A 19,179-nucleotide genomic window follows, 5' to 3' on the forward strand; every position below is an offset into this window, starting at 1 on the left:
AGCGTCGTGTGTTTCGTGCCGGAGGTAGAGCACTGGATGGTCTAGGGGGCCCACAAGCTTACCGAAATCAACCAAACTCCGAATGCCGGTACGTGAGAGCGCGGCAGTGAGACTGCGGGGGATAAGCTTCGTAGTCGAGAGGGAAACAGCCCAGAACGCCGGCTAAGGCCCCTAAGTGTGTGCTAAGTGGGAAAGGATGTGGGGTCGCCCAGACAACCAGGAGGTTGGCTTAGAAGCAGCCATCCTTTAAAGAGTGCGTAATAGCTCACTGGTCAAGTGGTCCTGCGCCGACAATGTAGCGGGGCTTAAGCACACCGCCGAAGCCGTGTCATTCGAGCATACAGATCCGTGCAGCCTTCGGGTTGTGCGCAGTCGTTCGGATGGGTAGGGGAGCGTCGTACAGCCAGTGAAGCGGCAGCGGAAGCTAGCCGTGGAGGCTGTGCGAGTGAGAATGCAGGCATGAGTAGCGAAAGCAGAGTGAGAAACTCTGCCGCCGGATGACCAAGGGTTCCTGGGCCAGGCTAATCCGCCCAGGGTAAGTCGGGACCTAAGGCGAGGCCGACAGGCGTAGTCGATGGACAACGGGTTGATATTCCCGTACCCGTGTGAACGCGCCCATGGCGAGGCTTGTGATGCTAACCGCCCAAAGCCGCTGGTGGACCTTCGGGTTTGCCGGTGTGTGGAGCGCGGGAACCGAACTTGTAGTAGTCAAGCGATGGGGTGACGCAGGAGGGTAGCTCCGCCAGTGAGTGGTAGTACTGGTGTAAGCGTGTAGGGAGAGCTGTAGGCAAATCCGCAGCTCACGTATCCTGAGACGTGATGCATAGCCGATTGAGGCGAAGTAGGGTGATCCCATGCTGCCGAGAAAAGCCTCTAGTGAGTGTTCATGCGGCCCGTACCCCAAACCGACACAGGTGGTCAGGTAGAGAATACCGAGGCGATCGGGCGAACTGTGGTTAAGGAACTCGGCAAAATGCCCCCGTAACTTCGGGAGAAGGGGGGCCGAGGGATTTGAAGCCCCTTGCGGGCTAGGATTTTTCGGCCGCAGAGACCAGCGAGAAGCGACTGTTTACTAAAAACACAGGTCCGTGCGAAGTCGCAAGACGATGTATACGGACTGACGCCTGCCCGGTGCTGGAACGTTAAGGGGACCGGTTAGCTCTTCGGGGCGAAGCTGAGAACTTAAGCGCCAGTAAACGGCGGTGGTAACTATAACCATCCTAAGGTAGCGAAATTCCTTGTCGGGTAAGTTCCGACCTGCACGAATGGCGTAACGACTTCTCGACTGTCTCAACCACAGGCCCGGCGAAATTGCATTACGAGTAAAGATGCTCGTTACGCGCGGCAGGACGGAAAGACCCCGGGACCTTTACTATAGCTTGGTATTGGTGTTCGGTTCGGCTTGTGTAGGATAGGTGGGAGACTGTGAAGCGGCCACGCCAGTGGTTGTGGAGTCGTCGTTGAAATACCACTCTGGTCGTACTGGATGTCTAACCTCGGTCCGTGATCCGGATCAGGGACAGTGCCTGGTGGGTAGTTTAACTGGGGCGGTTGCCTCCCAAAGGGTAACGGAGGCGCTCAAAGGTTCCCTCAGCCTGGTTGGCAATCAGGTGTCGAGTGCAAGTGCACAAGGGGGCTTGACTGTGAGACCGACGGGTCGAGCAGGGACGAAAGTCGGAACTAGTGATCCGGCCATGGCTTGTGGAAGCGTGGTCGCTCAACGGATAAAAGGTACCCCGGGGATAACAGGCTGATCTTGCCCAAGAGTCCATATCGACGGCATGGTTTGGCACCTCGATGTCGGCTCGTCGCATCCTGGGGCTGGAGTAGGTCCCAAGGGTTGGGCTGTTCGCCCATTAAAGCGGTACGCGAGCTGGGTTTAGAACGTCGTGAGACAGTTCGGTCCCTATCCGCCGCGCGCGTAGGATACTTGCGGAAGGCTGTCCCTAGTACGAGAGGACCGGGACGGACGGACCTCTGGTGTGCCAGTTGTCCCGCCAGGGGCATTGCTGGTTGGCTACGTTCGGAAGGGATAACCGCTGAAAGCATCTAAGCGGGAAGCTCGTTCCTAGATGAGGTATCCCACCCTTTGTGGGTTAAGGCCCCCAAGAGACGATTGGGTTGATAGGCCGGAGATGGAAGGTCGGTAACGGCTGGAGTTGACCGGTACTAATAGGCCGAGGACTTGTCACGAAGACGCTACGCATCCACTGTGCGGTTCTGAAGGAACCGAACCGACCATCCGGTCGTCCTCCTGTGGGAGGCGATGGGGTGCTGTGGGTTGGTTATCTTCATAGTGTTTCGGTGGTCATGGCGGAGGGGGAACACCCGGTCCCATTCCGAACCCGGTAGTTAAGCCTTCCAGCGCCGATGGTACTGCACTCGTGAGGGTGTGGGAGAGTAGGACGCCGCCGAACATTCTTTCCCTGTGGGGCACCCGGTTTTTCCGGGTGCCCCACAGGGCTTTTCGCGTTCCTGGGCCGTTCCGGCGATCAGGCTCCTCGGCCACGTCACGCGGACGGCCTCCGCTCACTGCGGCTTCAGCCCGCCTCCGTATGTCGCTGCCGCTGTCCGGGCGGTCGACTCACGGCGACCGAGTGATGCGCTGCCTGTCGTCCCCCGCGGTCCTTACGTTCGTAGTCATGAACGTGAGGAGCAAGCACGCGGAGTGGGCCGAGGAGGACTTGGTGCCGTGGCGGAGACGCAGGCGACAGGGCAGGCACGCCCGAGCACGACCGTCCGCTGACCTGTCCACCTGGGCTCCGGTGATCCTCGGCATGGTCGTGCTCGTGGCGCTGATCCTGCTGCTGCTCACCTACCTCTGAGCGGTTAGCGCGACTGCAAGGCGTCCAGGGCCACCGCCATGGCGATCACCAGACGGCGGTCGATGGTCGGGTCCTGGATGCGGATCAGGTAGTGGTCGCGCACCCAGGTCTTCTTGTCCACGGAGAACACCGGCACGCCGTCGCGGGCGATGTCGAAGTGGTAGCGCATGGGGAACGGGAAGTTCTCCACGAAGGGCAGGAAGTTCCAGATCCGCCGCAGCACGGCGACGGCCTGGCTGCGTTCGCGGCCGGTCATCGTGCCCTGAACGCCGTAGGGCTCCAGGTGCCACGTCGAGTTGACCAGCGACTTGCCGAAGTCCTTGCGGAACAGCCCGATCGACTGGCCGTTGGCGTCCACCACGTCGTACCCGCTGCCGAGGTCGATGACCTTGCGGGCCTTGAACCCGGCGAGCACCTGCTGCTTGCTGGAATCGGTGTAGATCGTCACCTGCTCCTTGAAGGTCATCCGCTTCTGCTCGGCGAACGCCACGGTCGGCCCAGGCTCACCGGAGCCGTTGTCGGCGAAAGCCTCGTAGCGGTTCACCATCATGGTGACCTTCTGGTGCAGGTGAAGGGTGTGCAGGGACTGCAGGTCCATGTCTCCTCATTCGACGGGCCGGAGGTCTCCGGTCGGGAAGCGCCGTTCGTTGCGCTCGATCTTGGCGAACGCCGCCTCGACCAGGTCCACGTCGAGCTTGTCGGCGAGTCGCACGAGGTAGTGCATCACGTCGGCGAGCTCGTCGCGCACGTTCCGGGCCAATTCGGGATCATCCATCGCGCGGGCCGCCTCCTCGGGGGTCAGCCACTGGAACAGGTCGGTCAACTCACCGACCTCACCTGACAACGCCATCACCAGGTTCTTGGGGGTGTGGTACTGGTCCCAGTCCCGCGCGGCGGCGAACCGGCGCAGCGCATCCCTCAGGTCCTCCAGGTTGCTCATGCCCGCAGAGCTACCACACGGCCGGTGCGGGCGCTCAACTCCGGGGCGGCACCAGGGACAGGTCCGCCCTGCCCCGGCGGCGACCCGTGGCCGCGCCCGGCAAGGCGGTGAACACCAGGCCGAAGACCAGGCTGTTCAGCTCTTCGACGTCGAACAGCAGTTCGTGGGCGACCTGGTGCGGGGTGATGCCGCGGTCGCGCAGTGCGCGGAACACCTTGGTCAGCAGCTGCGAGTCCTCCCGCCGCGCCATGCCGTCCGGCTCACGCCTGCTCAGCTCCGCGCACACCACCTGGTACTGGCGGACGGTCAGCAGACCGAGGTCGCGCAGCCGGTAGGTCAGGGCGAGGGCCGACACGTGCCACCGCTTGCCCTGGCCGATGACGTGCCGGGTCACCGCGGCGGCGGGAACCGAGGCGAGCACACCCGCTCGCGGCAGCAGGAAAGCACTGGCGAAAGCGTTTGCGTCCCCCTTGGGCAGCACCAGCCTCCCCAGTTCGCGCGCCGCTTCGAACCGGCCGCGCTCCGGCGTGGCCGTGGGGTCGAGCAGCACGTGCGGGGTGCCCGCGTGCCAGAACGAGAAGGTGCCGACTTCGGCGCAGTCGGTGGGCAGCGAGAAGACCCTGACGCCGTGGGCTTCGAGCAGGTGCACCACGTTGGGAGCCGGTCCGGAACCCATGCCCCAGCGCGCCCGGACCATCCCCGCCGCGGTCTCCGGGTCGGGGTGCTCCAACCTCGGCACATCGGTGGCGGGCAGTGCGAACGCGCGCGCCAGCCACCTGCCGAACTCGACCGCCAAACGTCCCGCGCTGATCGCTGCGGCCCGCCGTGACTTGGGAGCCGCGTTGCTGAACGCCACCGCACCTTCCGCCAGCTCCGCGGCTTCCGGGGCGGACAGGAACGCGACCGGGAATCCCAGGGCCGCCGCGAGCGCGGTGACCGTGGCCTCACCGGGCTGGCGCCGTCCGCGCTCGTAGTCGCCGATGCTGCGCGGGCTCACCCCGGCCTTGCGCGCCAGTTCGGTCGCGGTGAGTCCGCGGCGCGTGCGGGCGAGGGCGAGGCGCGAGGGCGTGAGCATGATCGCGCCATTCTCGTCTCCCGGCGCTCCCGGACGCCATCGCCCCCACCCGTCCCGCCGAAGTCGCGAGCCGAACGTCCAGCACCCCTGAGTTCACCACGCGCGCCCCAAGGCGCCGGGTAGTACTTGCAGGCCCGGATGTACTACGAACAGGTGAAGGGCGTATTTCTCGGCGGCTCCGCTCCACCACCTTGACGAGCGGAATCCCTCGGGAGGTGCCACGGTGAAGCGATGGGCTGCGAGCGCGGTGCTGGCGGCATCGTGCTTGGTGGGATGCGGGACGACAGGGCCGAGCGAGTCCCCCGGTGATGAGACCTCTGAGCAGAGGACCACCGAGGTGACCACGACGACCGGTGGGGACACCGAGCAGGGGGACCAAGGCGAGGAGCCGCCTCCGGAGCCGCCACCCGACCGCCTGCCCGGCGTGCCAGGGGGGCCGATCGACTACGACAGCAGCAAGACCGGCCTTCCCCCGGACGAGGCGCAGATCTCGGTGCGCGAGGACCTGAAAGGGCTGTGCGGTCGGGACAGCTGCGGGATCGACGTCGTCATCTCGGGGAAGGGGAGTTGCACGTCGCGCATCAGCCCCGACCCGGTGCCGCGCAACGGGACGATCACGATCACCGCGAGGCTCTGCGACGGGGAGGGGACCACGAGCGAGGAGACCACCGAGGAGACGACTGAAGAGACGACCGAGGAGACCGCGGAGCTGACCGGCGAATCCGTTCCCACGACATAGGGGGGAGCAGTGCCTCCTCGCACGCGGCTTCTCCGCCCGCGTCCAACGCGCCGCGCGGCATCGGTGCCGGCACCGGTGTCCGGCAGGGAGGGCGCCACGCCTGCACGCGCGGTCAGGGTGGTCGCCTCCGTGGCCGCGAACACCACGCTGTTCACCGCGTTGCTCTACTTCTTCGGGCTGCTCTACACCCAGGTCTACTTCGCGTACTTCCGCGTGCACTACACGCTGCTGGACCAGTCGGTGCCGGAGATCCTGATGCGCGGGGTGAACGGCCTGCTGCTGCCGCTGGGAGGCGTCGGGTTCGCGTGCCTGGTCGTGCTCGGGGCGCTGCGGGTGCTGCGGGCGTGGTTGTCCGAGCGGTCCTGGACGCGGGTGCTGCGCGTCTGCGCCCCGGTGGCCGCCGTGGCGGGGGTGGTGCTGGTCGGCTCGGCGGCGTTCATCGCGGTCGACCCGGCCCCCTACCGGGACCTCGCCGGACTGCCGGGACTCGGCCTGGCCGTCGGCGCGCTGCTGCTGGTCTTCGCAGGCCGCCGGTGGGGGTGGGGCGGGGGCGTCCGGCTCGGTCCGTGGTTCGGGGTGGCCGAGTGGCTGGTGACCTACCTGCTCGTGGCGTTCGGCCTGTTCTGGGCGGCGGGGGACTACTCGAACGGGGTGGGCGTCCGCGAGGGGGCCCGGATGGAGGCGAGCCTGTCGTCCCGGCCCACGGTGACCGTCTACAGCGCACGCAGCCTGAACCTGCGCGCGGCAGGTGTGCGCGAACTGGTGTGCGGGGAGGCGGACACGGCCTACCGGTATCGCTACACGGGGTTGAAGCTGCTGCTCCAGTCCGGCGGCCAGTACGTCTTCGTGCAGGAGAACTGGCGGCGCTCCACCGGCACGGCCTTCGTCATCCCGCGCTCGGACGCCCTGCGCCTGGAGTTCACCCCACCCCGGACCACTCCGCCGCAGACCTGCTGAGCGGCGCCGGTCCTAGCCGCGGAAGGTGACCGTGAAGTCCACCGGGGCCGGGCCGGAGGCGTCGCGCGGCGCGGGCACGGGGCCGAACACCACGGGCGGCAGCGTGATCCGCCGCGCCCAGCGGTCGACCACCTGGCCCTGCGGCGTGGGCTCCGGCTGCGCCACCTCGCGCAGCACCACCATGCGGTCGCCCTCCTGGTGCGGGTAGGTGACCAGGAACCACAGCTTCCACTCGTGCGTGTGCAGCGAGTCGAAGAGGGTGAACTGGTCGTGGTCGTTGCCGCGCATCATCGCCGCGATGGCGGGGCCCTTGGCGTAGTCGCTGCGCAGGGGCGCGCCGAGGGTGCCGGTGTGCCGGTTGCCCTGCAGCGTGCCCAGCACGATGGGCTTGCTCGGGTGCTGCACCAGGCCCGCGTTCCACTTGTCCAGGCGCACCCACCCCTCGTCCACGAGGATCTCGCGCAGCTTGCCGACCCGGTGGATCCAGTCCAGCAGCCCCGGCCCGTTGGTCGGCCCCAGCGGCGGGGCGGACAGGCGGGCGTTGATCCCGGCCCAGATCGCGTCGTCCAGCTGGTCGACCCGCAGCCCCAGCTCGGCCAGCTGGGTGTGGTGGTCAGCGGTCAGCTCGGCGGCGTGCGACATCCTCATGACCTGCACGGTAGCCGCGACCACCGACAATTCCGCGGCTCGCGGTGCTCGCCCTCAGCGTGCCATCGCCGCCAGGTACTCCTGCGTCTCCGGATCGGTGGAGTAGACGCACACCCCGCGCATCCCCCGCGTCAGCAGGACCTTGTAGGTGTTCCGGACGAGGGCGTGGAAGTGCTCGTCGGTGGCCTTCTTCACGGCGGGGTCGTGGGAGAACTGGCGTCGCGCGACCCACTCGCCATCGCGGCGCACGAAGTCGTCGCCGAAGATCACCCCGGCCCAGTCGTACTCGAAGCCCTGGGCCGTGTAGACGCAGCCGACCTGGCCGAACCCGCGCTCGTCGCTGGCCCAGTAGTGGGATTCCGGGGCGTCGGGCACCCGCTTGTCGGGTTTGGCGTTCCACGGCCGCTCCCAGTCGCCGATCTTCACGTCGGGCACGAGCACCTTGACGCCGTTCACCACGACGGGGTCGCTCCACCGCCAGCAGTAGCCCGCGGCGATGCGGGCCGTGCCGCCGAGTTCCGACTGCTGTGCCCGCAGCCATGCCTCCAGCTCCGAGGGCGATCCGGCGGCGTGAACCACGAAGTCCTCGTCGCTGCGGGTGACCAGGTCGGACCACGGCGTGGCCGGTCGGCGGCCGACGCCGAGCAGTCCTTCGCTCCAGGCGTCGAAGAACTCCGATCCACCGCAGCGGTACTGGCCCGCCAAGCGGACGACGTCCACGTCGCAGCCCAAGGCGTCAGCGGCGGCGGTGATTTCCTCCAGGGAGCCCATCTCGCCCGGTCGCACCACTTGGTGCTCGTCCAGCAGGAACACCGGAACCAGTGCGGCGTCGATCAGCTCCTGCACCTGCCTGCGCGCCCGCTGCCGGGCTTCGGCCTTGGTGTACCGGTTGACGCTGGTTTCCCGGATGCGGTGCGCCTCGTCGCAGATCAGCACTTCCAGTTCACGCGGTGGGGAATCCATGAAGTTGTTGAAGTACTTGAACATGCTGCGCACCCGAGGCGCTCGCGCACCGGCCAGCTTGCGCATGGTGTTGGTGAAGGCGCTGGACCCGGTGGCGTGGTAGACGCTGCGGCCGCGCCGCGCGAGTTCGCCGAGCAGGCTCAGCGCGATGACGCTCTTCCCGGAGCCCGGACCGCCCAGCACGACGACCACGGTCTGCCGTCTGCTCGCGCGGGCCCGTTCGACGGCCTGCACGACCAGGCTGTAGGCCACCTGCTGCTCGTCGAGCAGCACGAACTGCTCGCGCTCCCTGATCTCCCGCGCGGCGAGGTTCAGCAAGGGCTTCGACGGCGCGTGCCGGAAGTTGAGCAGGTCCTCCGCCGCCTTGCTCGCCGCGTCGCGGCTGGACGGATCGGTGTCCAGGAGCGACCGCAGCCGGTCAACCATCTTCGAGCGGCTGTCCAGCGTGTAGAGCTGTCCGTAGTCGTCCATCTGGTATTGGGTCAAGCGCCAGACGCCGTGCTGGAGGGCGTTGTGCAGATAGGCGAGTCCGTGCACGGTTCCGGGCTGTTCCGCCAGCGCCGGGGTCGAGTCGACCAGGTACTGGCAGTAGCGCCGCACCTGCTCGACCGGGTGCAGGACGGGCTCGCTGTACTGGGGGACCTTCACCAGGTCGCCGCCCGCTGGTTCGGCGCTGGACCACTGCTTCAGCTCGACCAGCACGTACGACGGCGTGCCGCGTCGCGGGTGCGTGCCGCAGAGGATGACGTCGACGCGCTTGGGATTGTGCGGCAGCTTGTGCTCCAGCAGCACTTCGACGTGTCCCAGGCCCGCGTCCACCACGTCGGTGAGGAAGGCGGGCAGGCTGTTCTGCCACGAGCGCACCTCGGCCGCGGCCACGCCGGACTCGAACTGGATCCTGGCTTGCTCCTCCAGCACGGTGTGCAGCCGGTCTACGGAGTCGAGAAGGGCTTGAGCGCTGCGGCGGACAAGAGCCACTGGTTGATCCCCCACCTGGGCACGCGGAATACACGTGCGGGTGGGGGCAGCGACGAGACGTACTCGGTGCCCGGCGGGCCGCGCGATGAGATTAGCGCGCCGCACCGACAGCCGGTGTCAGGGACGCTCGGCGCTCTCCCGGACATGACGGCGTTGTTCCGTGAGCACGTGCCGAACACCGTCGTGGTCGACCAAGCGCTCCGCGACGGTCGCCCTGGCCAAGGGCTCGGGTAGCGCCGCGGCGAACTTGAGACCCGCCACCGCGCTGTCGTTGACCTCCGGCAGCCGGATCTCGACGGGACCCGCGAGCGCCGAGGTGATCTCCTTGTGCTTGAGGTCGGGGAAGAGCCGCACGGCGCGGTCGTCTATGCGTTGGCGTCGGTCCACCACACCGGGCAGTGATGCGTGCAGGGTGCGGTTGGTCGCGGCTCCTGCCCAGGTCCACCAGTGCAGGTCCCCGTTGGGGGAGCGGACGACCAGCGTGCCGTCGGCGGCGACGTGACCGCTGTGGTGCTCGCGCAGGTCGGCCAGCGCGGTGCGAGCGCGACGGGTCAGGACCACCCCCGGCGGGTCCGCGCCGAGCAGCACTTCCCGCATGCCGCGCGTGATGGCGAACGACAGGCCGCCGCTCCCGCCGCCCCAACGTGCGCGTCCAGGCAGGTCGGACGGCTCCACGTAGCACCGGCGGCGCGGCCAGTCGACGTGGGTCACCTGCCAGGTGCGCCCGCCGAGCAGCAGCACCCGCGGTCCTTCTACCTCCACCAGCAGGGCTTCGTCGCCGACCTGGCCGATTTCCTCGCGTCCGAACAGGACCAGGAACTCGGGGGCGGCGGTGAACACGGCGGTCAGGTCCGAGAAGTGGCGCCTGCCGAACTTGCGCTCGGCTTGTGGTCCGATGAACGCGAGGTCGCCGTCCCGGTCGAGGAATCCTTCGGCCAGCAGGTGGGTCATGATCCGGGGTGCGTCCGGGCCGAACAGGGGCAGTCCGCCCCACCGCTGCCGCCACGTCCGCACACCGATGGTCTTCTCCTGCAGCGCCGACGCCAGCAACTGCTGAGCGATGATGTGCCGGGGTGAGGGCGGTGCGCTGATGGGCTCGACCCAGCCCTGGGACCACCGCTGGAGCAGGCCGGCCGCGTGCAGGAGCGAATCGCGTTCCAAGCACAGGAACAGGCAGTTGCGGCTGCTGCCCGCCCGTCGCCCGGTTCTGCCCAGCCGTTGCAGGAACGACGCGACCGTGCGCGGCGCGTCGATCTGGATGACGCGGTCGAGATCGCCCACGTCGATGCCCAGTTCCAGGGTGGACGTGGCGACGATGACGCAGTCCCGCGCTTCGCTGAACGCTTCCTCGGAGCGCCGCCGCTCGGCTGCCGACAAGGACGAGTGCGACAGGAACGTGGTGACGTCGCGGGCGCGGAGCGCGGCGCCGAGTTCTTCGGCGCGGCGTCGGCTGTCGACGAACACCAGGCGCTTCTCGCCGCGGTGCAGGGTGGCGATCACCGTGGCCGCGTTGTCGATCGTGCCGACGTGGTCGAGGGTGACTTCCGCGGTCGCCGCGGCGGCGACCGCGGGTGCCACCACCTGCCGGGGGCGGTCGTGATGGCCGCCTTGGAGCCAGGTGAGCAGTTCGGCGGGGTTGCCGACGGTCGCGGACAGCCCGATGCGCTGCAACTGCCGACCCGCGACCCGCGACAGGCGTTCGAGCACGGCCAGCAGGTGCCAGCCGCGGTCGTCGCCCGCGAAGGCGTGCACTTCGTCCACGATGACGGCGCGCAGCTCGCCGAACGCGCGCTGTGTGTCCACATTGACCGACACGAGCATCGCTTCCAGCGATTCCGGCGTGGTGAGCAGGACGTCCGGGCGTTCCCGCAGGATGCGCTTGCGCTGCGCCTGGCCGGTGTCGCCGTGCCAGACCTCGGCGCGGCGTCCCAGCCACTCCGCGTAGGAGGCCAGCCTCGGGGCGAGGTTGTTCAGCAGCGCGCGCAACGGGCACACGTACAGCACCGAGGTGCCGGTCCAGCCTTCGGAGGCCATCCGGGACAGCACCGGGAAGGACGCCGCCTCGGTCTTGCCTCCTGCGGTCGGCGCGAGCAGCAGGCAGTCGGCGCCGGACAGGACCGGCTCGACCGCCTGCGCCTGCAGTGGTCGCAGCCCCGGCCACCCCAGGGTGTTGACCACGTGGTGCTGGATGACGGGGTGCAGCGAGGTGAGCGCCCGCAGACCGGCGTCAGACATCGAGGTCGATGTCGTCCGGGCTCGTGGCGGCGGCTTCGCGCTCGGCGTCGGTCAGCTCGCCCCGGTCGATGGTGGGGGAGTAGTCGCGGCGGGGGTCGAAGTCGGGGTGCTGCTCGACGGTGTCGAGCACGTTCAGCACGAGCTTGCGCAGGAACAGGCGGGGCGCCACGCCCACCTTGCCGCCGAGCCCACCCGCGACCTTCGAGGCGAACGCCGCCAGGAAGTCGGTGTCGATGAGGGAGTTCACCCGGTCCGCGGCGGGCGAGCCCGCCGCGTAGAGGTCGCGCACCCGGCTGCCCAGCTCGACCAGGCGGTCGAGGGTGAACCCGGTCAGCCGGATCTGCGGGGCGCGGGCGTTGTCGAAGCGGGTGTCCGGTCCGAAGTCGGTGTGCAGCCGTCCCGCCAGCGGGGGCAGCAGCTGCACGCCTTGGCGGCCGTCGAAGAACGCGGGGGTGCCGGTGACGAGCAGGTACAGGCCGGGGAACCGGCCCTTGTCGATCTCGTCGATGAGTTGGCGCAGCGCGTTGAGCGCCTTGGTGCGCGCGTCGCTGCGCACGCGCTGGAGGGTTTCGACCTCGTCGAGCACGAGCAGCAGACCGGGGTGGCCCGCGTCGCGCAGCACGGTCAGCAGACCTTGCAGGAACCCCAGCGCCTGGAAGTGGTCGATGTCGCCTTTGACGCCCGCCACGCGCTTGGCGGACGCGGCGACGTGCGGCTGTCCCGCCAGCCACGCGGCCAGCCCGTCGGCGGTCTCGACGTCGCCGTCGGCGACGGCCTTGCGGTATCCGCGCAGGCCCGCCGCGTAGCCGGGGGTGGTGCGGGCGATGGCACCCAGCCGCAGCTCCAACAAGGCGTCGACGGCCTTGCCGAGCTGCTCGGCGTCGGACCCGTCGACCTCGCCCTCGGCGAGCACGTCCTCTTCCAGCGCGAACAGCCAGCTGTCGAGCACGGAGCGGAAGGCGCTGGGCGGGCTGACCGCCGTGGTGAGGTTCTCGCACAGGCGGCGGTAGACCGTTTCCAGCCGGTGCAGGGGCGTCTCGGTCTCGGACACCTGCACTTCGCTGACGGCCATGCCGGTGGCTTTCGCCCGTTCCGCCAGCCACCGCGACAGGAACGTCTTGCCCGCGCCGTACTCGCCCCGCACGGCCTTGAACTCCGCGCCGCCCGCCGCGCACGAGGCGAGTTCCTCGTCGAGGGTGGGGGCGAACCGGTCGAGACCGACGGCGAACAGGTCCAGGCCGCTGTCGGGCACGGTGCCGCGCCGCAGCGCGGCGAGCACCGCCCGCCTGCGTGCCGGGCTGACCGCCGCCATCAGGACTCCTTCGGGAACTGCTCGTCGAGCAGCTTCTCATTGATCACGACCGTGCGCCCGTTGTCGATCAGGTCGACCACCGGGAACTGGTCGATGTTGAGCACCCGGCCCAGGGCCGCCACCAGGCCCCGCGGGTTGCGGCCGGGCGTGCCCGCAGCCTGCAGGACGTCGGCGACCGGGAGCCTGCCGCCCGCGGCCAGGACCGCGTCGACCACGTCCCGGAACACCTCCGGTTTGAGCACCCGGTTGGCGGGCTGGTCCTTGTGGGTGTTGACGAACGTCTTCGACTGGACGAGCTGGGCCCCGCGCGACTGCGACGGCGTGTCCGAGGCGAAGAGGTCGGGTTGGTCCGGTTGCTGCTTGGCGGCTCGCTTGGTGAGCTTGACGGGCTTCGCGGTCGGCGGTGCGGCCGGGCGGGCGCCCTGACGCCCGGTCCACCAGTCCGGCGGGCCTTGCGAGTGCACCGCCCACCCGTCGAGTTCCTCCATCCCAGGGGGGAGCAGGACGATCAGCGGGATCGCCACCTCGGCCAGCGCGGCTCCGCCGTGGTAGCCGCGGCTGTTCGCCCCGTACCGGATGCGGTCGGTGGTCGCGAGCACCGCGGTCCCCTCGGGGACCAGCACGCGAGGTCCGGACAGGAGCACCTCGTCGGCGTGGACCTCGCCCTCGGGAAGCCTCCAGCGGGCGGTGCCCGTGGGGGCCGGTCGGCGTTCGGAGCCGTCCTCCAGCACGTGGCCGTGGTCGCTGGTGAGCACCACGACCCATCCGCTCTCCGCGGCTCGGTCCAGCAACTCGGGCAGGTAGGCGACGTCCCGGTAGTTCCACGCGGGGTCCTCGGACTGCCTGCCCTTGCTGAGCGCGTCGTCCACGGTGTTCAGCACCACTCCGACGACCTGCGGCTCGTCGCGCGGAGCGAACTCCGCGTCCAGTTCCGGCCCGAGGTCGAATCCCGCCGACGCGGTGACGCCCGCCTTGTGCACGAGCACCGCGTGCGTGCGCGGTGGCCAGAAGGTGTGCCGGGGGAAAGCCCTGCGCTCGTCGTCGGCGGTTCCACTGGTCAGCGACGCGGTCAGCAACGCCGTGCGGCTGTAGGTGGTCTCGGTCGGGAACGCGGCCAGCACGGCTTCGCGCCCGCCGTCGGGGGAGCGCACCACCTCGGTCCACCCCAGTCGCGGGTTCTCCGCGATCGAGTGGGCGATTTCGGTGGCCGCCGCGCCGGACATGCCGTCGACCACGACCAACAGCACCTTGTGCTTGCGCACCAGTGGGGCGACGACGGTGGGCAGGAAGGTCTCGACCGAACAGACCTCGTCGGGGTGCCTATGGGCCGCTTCGGGCAACGCGCGGGCGAACCGGCGGTCCAGTTCGGCGCGTTGCCGTACCACTTGGGCCTTGACGCGGTCGAGCGCTCGGGCGACGGCGGGGTTGTTCGCGCCTTGGCGCACCTGGGCGAGTTCACTGTCCACCCAGGCCAGGTCGCGGGCGTGGGCGCGCAGCGCCGCGGGCAGCGTGGTGACGTCGGCCGGGATCGAGTCGAGCCAGCGCCGCAGCCGGACCGCCGCGCGCAGCCTGCGCACCAGCGGGGCCTTGTCGGTGGCGGCGTGGTGCTGCTCCACCGCCCGCAGGTCCGCTTCGTCGAGCGAGCTGGCGGCCTGCTCCACGCGGAGGGCGAATCCGCTGGGCAGCACGCGGCTGCGGTGGGCCAGCGGGGTGGCGTTGAGCTGCGCCAGCAGGGCGTCCGCCTGCCGGATCTGCCGCCAGGTCTGCTGTGTGTCCACCCGCGTGGTGATCTCCACCGCCTGCGCGGCGGCGGCGGCCAGCTCGGCCCTGGGCGGTTCGTCGGAGCCGAACCGGGAGTGGGCGAACGCGCCGAACGCGCGTTCGGCCTTCAGGTCGTCCTCGGGCGCGCAGGCCAGCACGTCGGCGACGAGCAGTTCGGCGACGACGTCGTCGCGGGCGGCGGCCAACCGCAGCACCACCTCCGCGGGGCGTCCCAGGCGTTCCACGAGGTGGTCGGTGATGCCGCGGCGCTCGTCGTCGCCCAGGTCGCGCCACCGGGACCGGGTGGTGGGGTCGTCGAGAGCGGTGATCAGCCCGCTGAGGTCGAGCGTCGCCGGGTCGACGGAGAGCCTGCTGCGCACGACGTGGCCGAGCGCGACCTCCCGCCCCAGGGACCGGCCCGTCGTGCTGGGGAGCTGCCCGGCACGCGCGAGGTCGACCAGGGCGTCGACGAGCCAGGCGTTGTCGCCGCCGCGCAGCCGCGGGTCCAGTTCCCTGGCCCGCAGGAGGTCCTGCAGCAGGGTGTACTTGCTGACCTCGTAGAGCCTCTCCCGGTGCAGCCGCGCCATCACGGCGTCGCCCAGCTCGCTCCGCTCGTCGCGGTCGGTGAGGATCACGAGCACGCTGTAGGTGTCACCGGCGGGTGGCTCCTGCGCGAGGGCGTCGAGCACCGACAGCACGGAGGGGCAGGCGGCGTAGCGGACGGGGTGGCCCTCCACGGTGCCTTCCGGGTCACCGCTCCACACCGGTTCGCCGCGGGTGCGGATACCGATCACCAGCGGCCCTCGGACGGAGTGCGGGCCGTGCTCGGCGTCGAGCGTGCGCACGATGTCGGTCACCCGGCTGGTGACCGCGTTCTCGACGGCCGAGCCGAGGTCGGTCGCGGTCATCCGCCCTCCACCACGCGGAAGGTCACCTCGATGGTGGCGCCGGGGTGCTCCTGACCGAACTCCCGGAGTTCGGCCAAGACCTCGTCGAGCCCGCCTCGGGCGTGGCGGACCGGTCGCGTTTCATCACCGTCCGTATCACCATCACCACCATCCGTGCCGCCACCGCCGTCCGTACCACCACCGCCCTGACCGGGGGGCGGCGGGCGCAGCAGGTCGACGAGCTGGCGCTTGGCGTTGTCCAACGCCGTGCGCATGCTCACCGCGTGCTCGTTGGCGTTCGCGTTCTCCCGCAGCTGCTCCTTGATCGAGACCGCGGCGGGGTTGTCCAGCCAGTCGAGGATGGCCCAGTCCGCCGAGCGCAGCGCGTTGGTCACGTCCTGGGCGGTTTCCAGCGACCGGCTCAGCACCAGCGGCTCGATCCCGCCGAGGTCGTGCCGGGCGAGCGCCTCCACCAGGGCGGTGGGCTCGCCGATCGGGTGCAGCCCGGTCAGCAGGTCGCTGGTGACCGCCGCCACCCGGTAGCGCCCGGCGGGCCGGTCGATGTCCAGGCCGAGCCGCTGGGCGTGCTGGTCGAGCACCTCGACCAGGTCGACGGCGGGCAGTCGCAGCTTGTCGATCTTCTCCTTGACCACGCGGAAGAAGCGGGCCACCGCGCGCGGCGAGATGACGGCGGTCCGCAACTGCTCACCGGTCAGCACGGAGGCCCGCGCGCAGGCCGTCTCCCAGTCCTGTGCGGACGGCAGGGCTTGGCGGTGCAGCACCATGTCGTCGGCGATCGCGTCCGGCGTCTCGGGCGGGTCGATGCGACGTTCGCCGCGCATCCACGTGCGATGGGTCAACTCGGCGAAGGCTGCGATCACCAGGTTCTCGACCCGGCGTTCCATGCCGAACTCGCGCAGCCACCCCCGCACGGTCCGCACGGCCAGCCCGGCCTCGGCGTCCGCGGTCTGCGCCGCCTTGCGCTCCAGCTCGTTGGCCCAGTGCCTGCTCAGCACGAACGGGCCGTTGTGCTCCTCGCCGAGCTTGAGCGGGTGCGCGATGCGGCGCAGCGCCTCGCGGTGCTGCCGCTCGACCTCGATCCGCCCCTCCGGCTCATCGGCGGCGGCGCGCAGGTGCTTGAGCGTCGTGCGCAGGTCGGCGTCGCGGACGACGTCGCCCTTGCGCTGCGGGTCGAAGTCGGGGTGGTCGGGGTAGGTCGCCGCGTAGAGCTGGTCCGCCAGGGACCGCAGCGCGTCGGCGAAGGAGCGGCCAGCGTCGATGCGGGGGGTGACCGACGCGTCGAGGCTGACCAGGTGGTCGTGCCAGTCCTGGACGATTTCTTCCTTCGGGCGGCTGATCAGGCCGTAGGCGTTCTTCAGCGCCTCGCGCAGCTCGCTGCGCAGTGAAGTGCGCAGGTTGGTCAGCAGGTCCTTGGCCCGTTGGCGGTCCTCGGCGCCGATGGTGCGGGTGTGCTGTTCCAGCCGGGTGCGGTCCTGGAGCAGGTACTCGACCTTGATGAGCCTGCCGAGCTTGTCCAGCACGTCCGAGGTGAAGAAGCCGGGAAGCCAGGCCACGGCGGCGCGGTTGCCCACCTCCTCGCGCAGCTTGTGCACGCGGGTGCGGTCGTCCGCGGCGGAGTGGGTCTCGGCGTCGAACGGGTAGTCCAGCAGCAGCCGCCAGCGACCGTCCTGCGACGGCTCGAACATCTCGTCGCGCAAGTCGTGGTGGTCGCGCACGTTGCCGTACACCACTTCCAGCGTGCGCCTGCTGCCCCGCCACGCCACGGGGTGCTCCACCGGCATGGTCCCGGTGTCGTTGACGCCCAGTTCGGCGAAGAGCAGTTCCCGCACCAGCTTGCGGCGCGCGGGCTGCTGGTCCAGCGACACCACGCGGTCGAGGATCGCGTTGACGTTGACCCCGACGAGGTTGAGCCGCACGCTGGGGTCGTTGCCCTCGCCGACCTGGAGCTCGGCGACCTGGCTGGCCCACCTGCGCAGCCTGCGCACCACTTCCCCGACCTCCTGGCCCGCGATGGGGGTGGTGATCGTGCCGTGGTTGAGCGCGGCCAGCCTGCGGGCGGTGAGGTCGCGGAGCACGTCGACATCCGGCGCGAGGGCGGCCAGCAGCAGCGTCTTGATCAGCCGGTCGTCGCTGCGGAACGCCTTGAGCACGCTGGGCTCGGCGTCTGCCTGCCCGGCGACCTGGTCCTCGCGCAGGCCGCGCTCGCGCAGCAGCATCGGCCGCAGCGTGCGCTGGTAGAGGACGCGGGCCTCGTCGAACTCGTGCTTGAGCTTCTCGGTGAACGGCTGGTCGGCGCCGTCGGCGACCGCGTCGAACAGGTCGCCCAGCGGCACCAGTTGGCCGAGGCGGAACTCGTCGCGCCGGTTCACCAGGATCTGCTTCATCAGCAGCAGCGCGGTGCGCTCCCGCTGCAGGGCCGAGGAGACGTGCACCAGGGTGTCCATGAACGCCGGGCTGAAGGGGTAGGTCAGCGCGAAGGCGTCGCCCTCGCCGGTGCCGATCAGGACGTCGCGCACCCACCCCGGCAGCGCCGAGGTGCGTTGGAACGCCTGCCGCAGCACCGGCTCCTTGTCCGGCAGGGGCTTGAGCACGCGCTCGTGGGCGATCAGGGGGAGGTTGCGGTCCTCCAGGGTGATGCGCTCGATGCGCCCGTCCCAGTGGTTGAGCCGGTCGTGGAATGACTGCAGCTCGGCGCCGGTGCGCTCGGCGCCGATGCCCAGTTCGCGCAGGTCGCGCTGGCGGGCGATGAAGCTGATGATGGGCGCGGGGCGGTTGGCGTCGCCCGCCTCGACCAGCTTGGCGACCTTCTCGGTCTCCCTGCTGATGAACGCCTGGTCGCCGATCTTGCCCGCCAGCCACAGCACCAGCTCGTCCAGGAACAGCACGACGCCGTCGTAGCCCAGGCTCTTGGCGTGCTTGCTGATCTCGGACAGCCCCTGGTCCAGCGGCCGGAAGGCGTTGGCCGCGCCGCGCACGGAGTCGACGTAGTTGGGGAAGTACGCCTGCACGACCTTGGCGATCAGCTCGTCCGAGGCGGGGCTGCCGATCGGCGCGGCGAAGCCCTCGTCGAGCTTCTCGGCCGTCATCGCCTGCCCCAGGTCGCCCCAGCCCGCGTCGGCCACGTTGGGGAACCCGGCCAGGAACTGCGCGTCGCCCATCTTCTCGCGCAGCCGCCGCGCGTCGTCGAGCAGTCCCTGCGCCCGGTAGACCTGGGGGATGGGCTGGTCGGGGTGGTGCTGCCGGACGTGGTCGACGTAGCCGCCGAGGATGGCGGCTTCCAGGCTCTCCGAGCCCGTCAGGTGGTAGGGGATCAGCAGGAAGCGCCGTGAGCCCAGCCACTGGTGGCGGGCGACCACCTCGGCCAGGTCGGTCCGGTCCAGCGCGCCGGGGTGACCGTCGAGCAGGGCGTGCAGCACCGCCATGAAGTGGCTCTTGCCGGAGCCGAAGGACCCGTGCAGGTAGGCGGCCTTGGAGCTGTGCTCGTCCACCGCGGTCCTGATCAGGTCCAGCGCCTCGCCGAACGCCACGCGCAGCTGCGGGGTGACCACGTAGTTGCGCAGCGCCTCGTCCCGCTTGCCGTCGACGCCCTCGGTCAGCTTGAGGACGAAGTCGCCGCGGTGGACGCTGGACGGGATGCCGATGAGGTCGCGCAGCAGCGGTGCCGCGTTCGGTCCGGCGATGGTCACGCTGGTGAACCCCCTGGTTCGCAGTCTGTGGGAACCGACCGTAGCCCTCACCGTAGTGGGCGCGTCGGAGCCGGTCGGACCTCTGATGCTCCGGTGGTGTTTGTCGTATCAACGGCGCTCGGCGTTTCAGCTACTCCTCGGACCCGCGTGGC

12 protein-coding genes and 2 rRNA genes (1 of these 14 running past the window's edge) are annotated in these 19,179 nt (G+C 69.6%); 5 read left to right on the plus strand and 9 right to left on the minus strand.

Annotation, left to right across the window (positions count from 1 at the left end; translation table 11 throughout):
* The 3 genes from JOF41_RS03715 to JOF41_RS03725 all read left to right on the plus strand — a co-directional run.
* A 23S ribosomal RNA gene (locus tag JOF41_RS03715) occupies nucleotides 1–2,193 on the plus strand; it begins 918 nt to the left of the window's first position.
* A 107-nt stretch (nucleotides 2,194–2,300) separates the two neighbouring features.
* Nucleotides 2,301–2,417, plus strand: a 5S ribosomal RNA gene (gene rrf, locus JOF41_RS03720).
* A 225-nt stretch (nucleotides 2,418–2,642) separates the two neighbouring features.
* Nucleotides 2,643–2,825, plus strand: a complete 183-nt coding sequence (locus JOF41_RS03725) for a hypothetical protein (RefSeq protein ID WP_189226091.1) — start codon at nucleotides 2,643–2,645, stop codon at nucleotides 2,823–2,825.
* A gap of 4 nt (nucleotides 2,826–2,829) precedes the next feature.
* Here the strand turns inward: JOF41_RS03725 and JOF41_RS03730 are convergent, their stop codons facing one another.
* From JOF41_RS03730 to JOF41_RS03740, 3 genes are read right to left on the minus strand one after another with little or no spacing between them, the layout of a single operon-like run.
* Nucleotides 2,830–3,423 (minus strand): LURP-one-related family protein, encoded by a 594-nt coding sequence (locus tag JOF41_RS03730; RefSeq protein WP_189226090.1) that lies wholly within the window; start codon nucleotides 3,421–3,423, stop codon nucleotides 2,830–2,832.
* Between the two features lie 6 nt (nucleotides 3,424–3,429).
* The gene (locus JOF41_RS03735; protein WP_189226089.1) at nucleotides 3,430–3,765 is read right to left on the minus strand and encodes a nucleotide pyrophosphohydrolase; all 336 of its coding nucleotides are present in this window, start codon (nucleotides 3,763–3,765) and stop codon (nucleotides 3,430–3,432) included.
* Between the two features lie 34 nt (nucleotides 3,766–3,799).
* Entirely contained in the window at nucleotides 3,800–4,840 is a 1,041-nt protein-coding gene (locus tag JOF41_RS03740; RefSeq protein ID WP_209616119.1) for an XRE family transcriptional regulator, read from the minus strand.
* A 337-nt stretch (nucleotides 4,841–5,177) separates the two neighbouring features.
* Between JOF41_RS03740 and JOF41_RS03745 the strand changes: the two genes are divergently transcribed.
* A complete protein-coding gene (locus JOF41_RS03745) occupies nucleotides 5,178–5,579 on the plus strand; it encodes a hypothetical protein (protein ID WP_189226087.1) in 402 nt (133 codons plus the stop codon).
* A 75-nt stretch (nucleotides 5,580–5,654) separates the two neighbouring features.
* Nucleotides 5,655–6,536: a hypothetical protein gene (locus JOF41_RS03750; protein WP_209616123.1), complete on the plus strand. Its 882-nt coding sequence runs from the start codon at nucleotides 5,655–5,657 to the stop codon at nucleotides 6,534–6,536.
* 12 nt (nucleotides 6,537–6,548) lie between these two features.
* Here JOF41_RS03750 and JOF41_RS03755 read toward each other — a convergent pair whose 3' ends face one another.
* From JOF41_RS03755 to JOF41_RS03780, 6 genes are all read right to left on the minus strand, one after another.
* A complete protein-coding gene (locus tag JOF41_RS03755; RefSeq protein WP_189226085.1) occupies nucleotides 6,549–7,184 on the minus strand; it encodes a hypothetical protein in 636 nt (211 codons plus the stop codon).
* Nucleotides 7,185–7,238: 54 nt separating this feature from the next.
* Entirely contained in the window at nucleotides 7,239–9,125 is a 1,887-nt protein-coding gene (locus JOF41_RS03760) for a DUF2075 domain-containing protein (RefSeq protein ID WP_209616127.1), read from the minus strand.
* A 117-nt stretch (nucleotides 9,126–9,242) separates the two neighbouring features.
* The gene (locus JOF41_RS03765) at nucleotides 9,243–11,360 is read right to left on the minus strand and encodes a DEAD/DEAH box helicase (protein ID WP_209616130.1); all 2,118 of its coding nucleotides are present in this window, start codon (nucleotides 11,358–11,360) and stop codon (nucleotides 9,243–9,245) included.
* The gene (gene brxD, locus JOF41_RS03770; protein WP_209616133.1) at nucleotides 11,353–12,672 is read right to left on the minus strand and encodes a BREX system ATP-binding protein BrxD; all 1,320 of its coding nucleotides are present in this window, start codon (nucleotides 12,670–12,672) and stop codon (nucleotides 11,353–11,355) included. Before brxD ends, JOF41_RS03765 begins: the two co-directional genes overlap by 8 nt.
* The gene (gene pglZ, locus JOF41_RS03775) at nucleotides 12,672–15,341 is read right to left on the minus strand and encodes a BREX-2 system phosphatase PglZ (RefSeq protein ID WP_209616136.1); all 2,670 of its coding nucleotides are present in this window, start codon (nucleotides 15,339–15,341) and stop codon (nucleotides 12,672–12,674) included. The genes brxD and pglZ overlap by 1 nt, the downstream gene beginning before the upstream one ends.
* Nucleotides 15,338–19,027 (minus strand): DUF6079 family protein, encoded by a 3,690-nt coding sequence (locus JOF41_RS03780; protein ID WP_209616138.1) that lies wholly within the window; start codon nucleotides 19,025–19,027, stop codon nucleotides 15,338–15,340. Before JOF41_RS03780 ends, pglZ begins: the two co-directional genes overlap by 4 nt.
* Between the last annotated feature and the right edge of the window lie 152 nt (nucleotides 19,028–19,179).

It is taken from the genome of Saccharothrix coeruleofusca (assembly GCF_017876325.1).
Taxonomy (GTDB): domain Bacteria; phylum Actinomycetota; class Actinomycetes; order Mycobacteriales; family Pseudonocardiaceae; genus Actinosynnema; species Actinosynnema coeruleofuscum.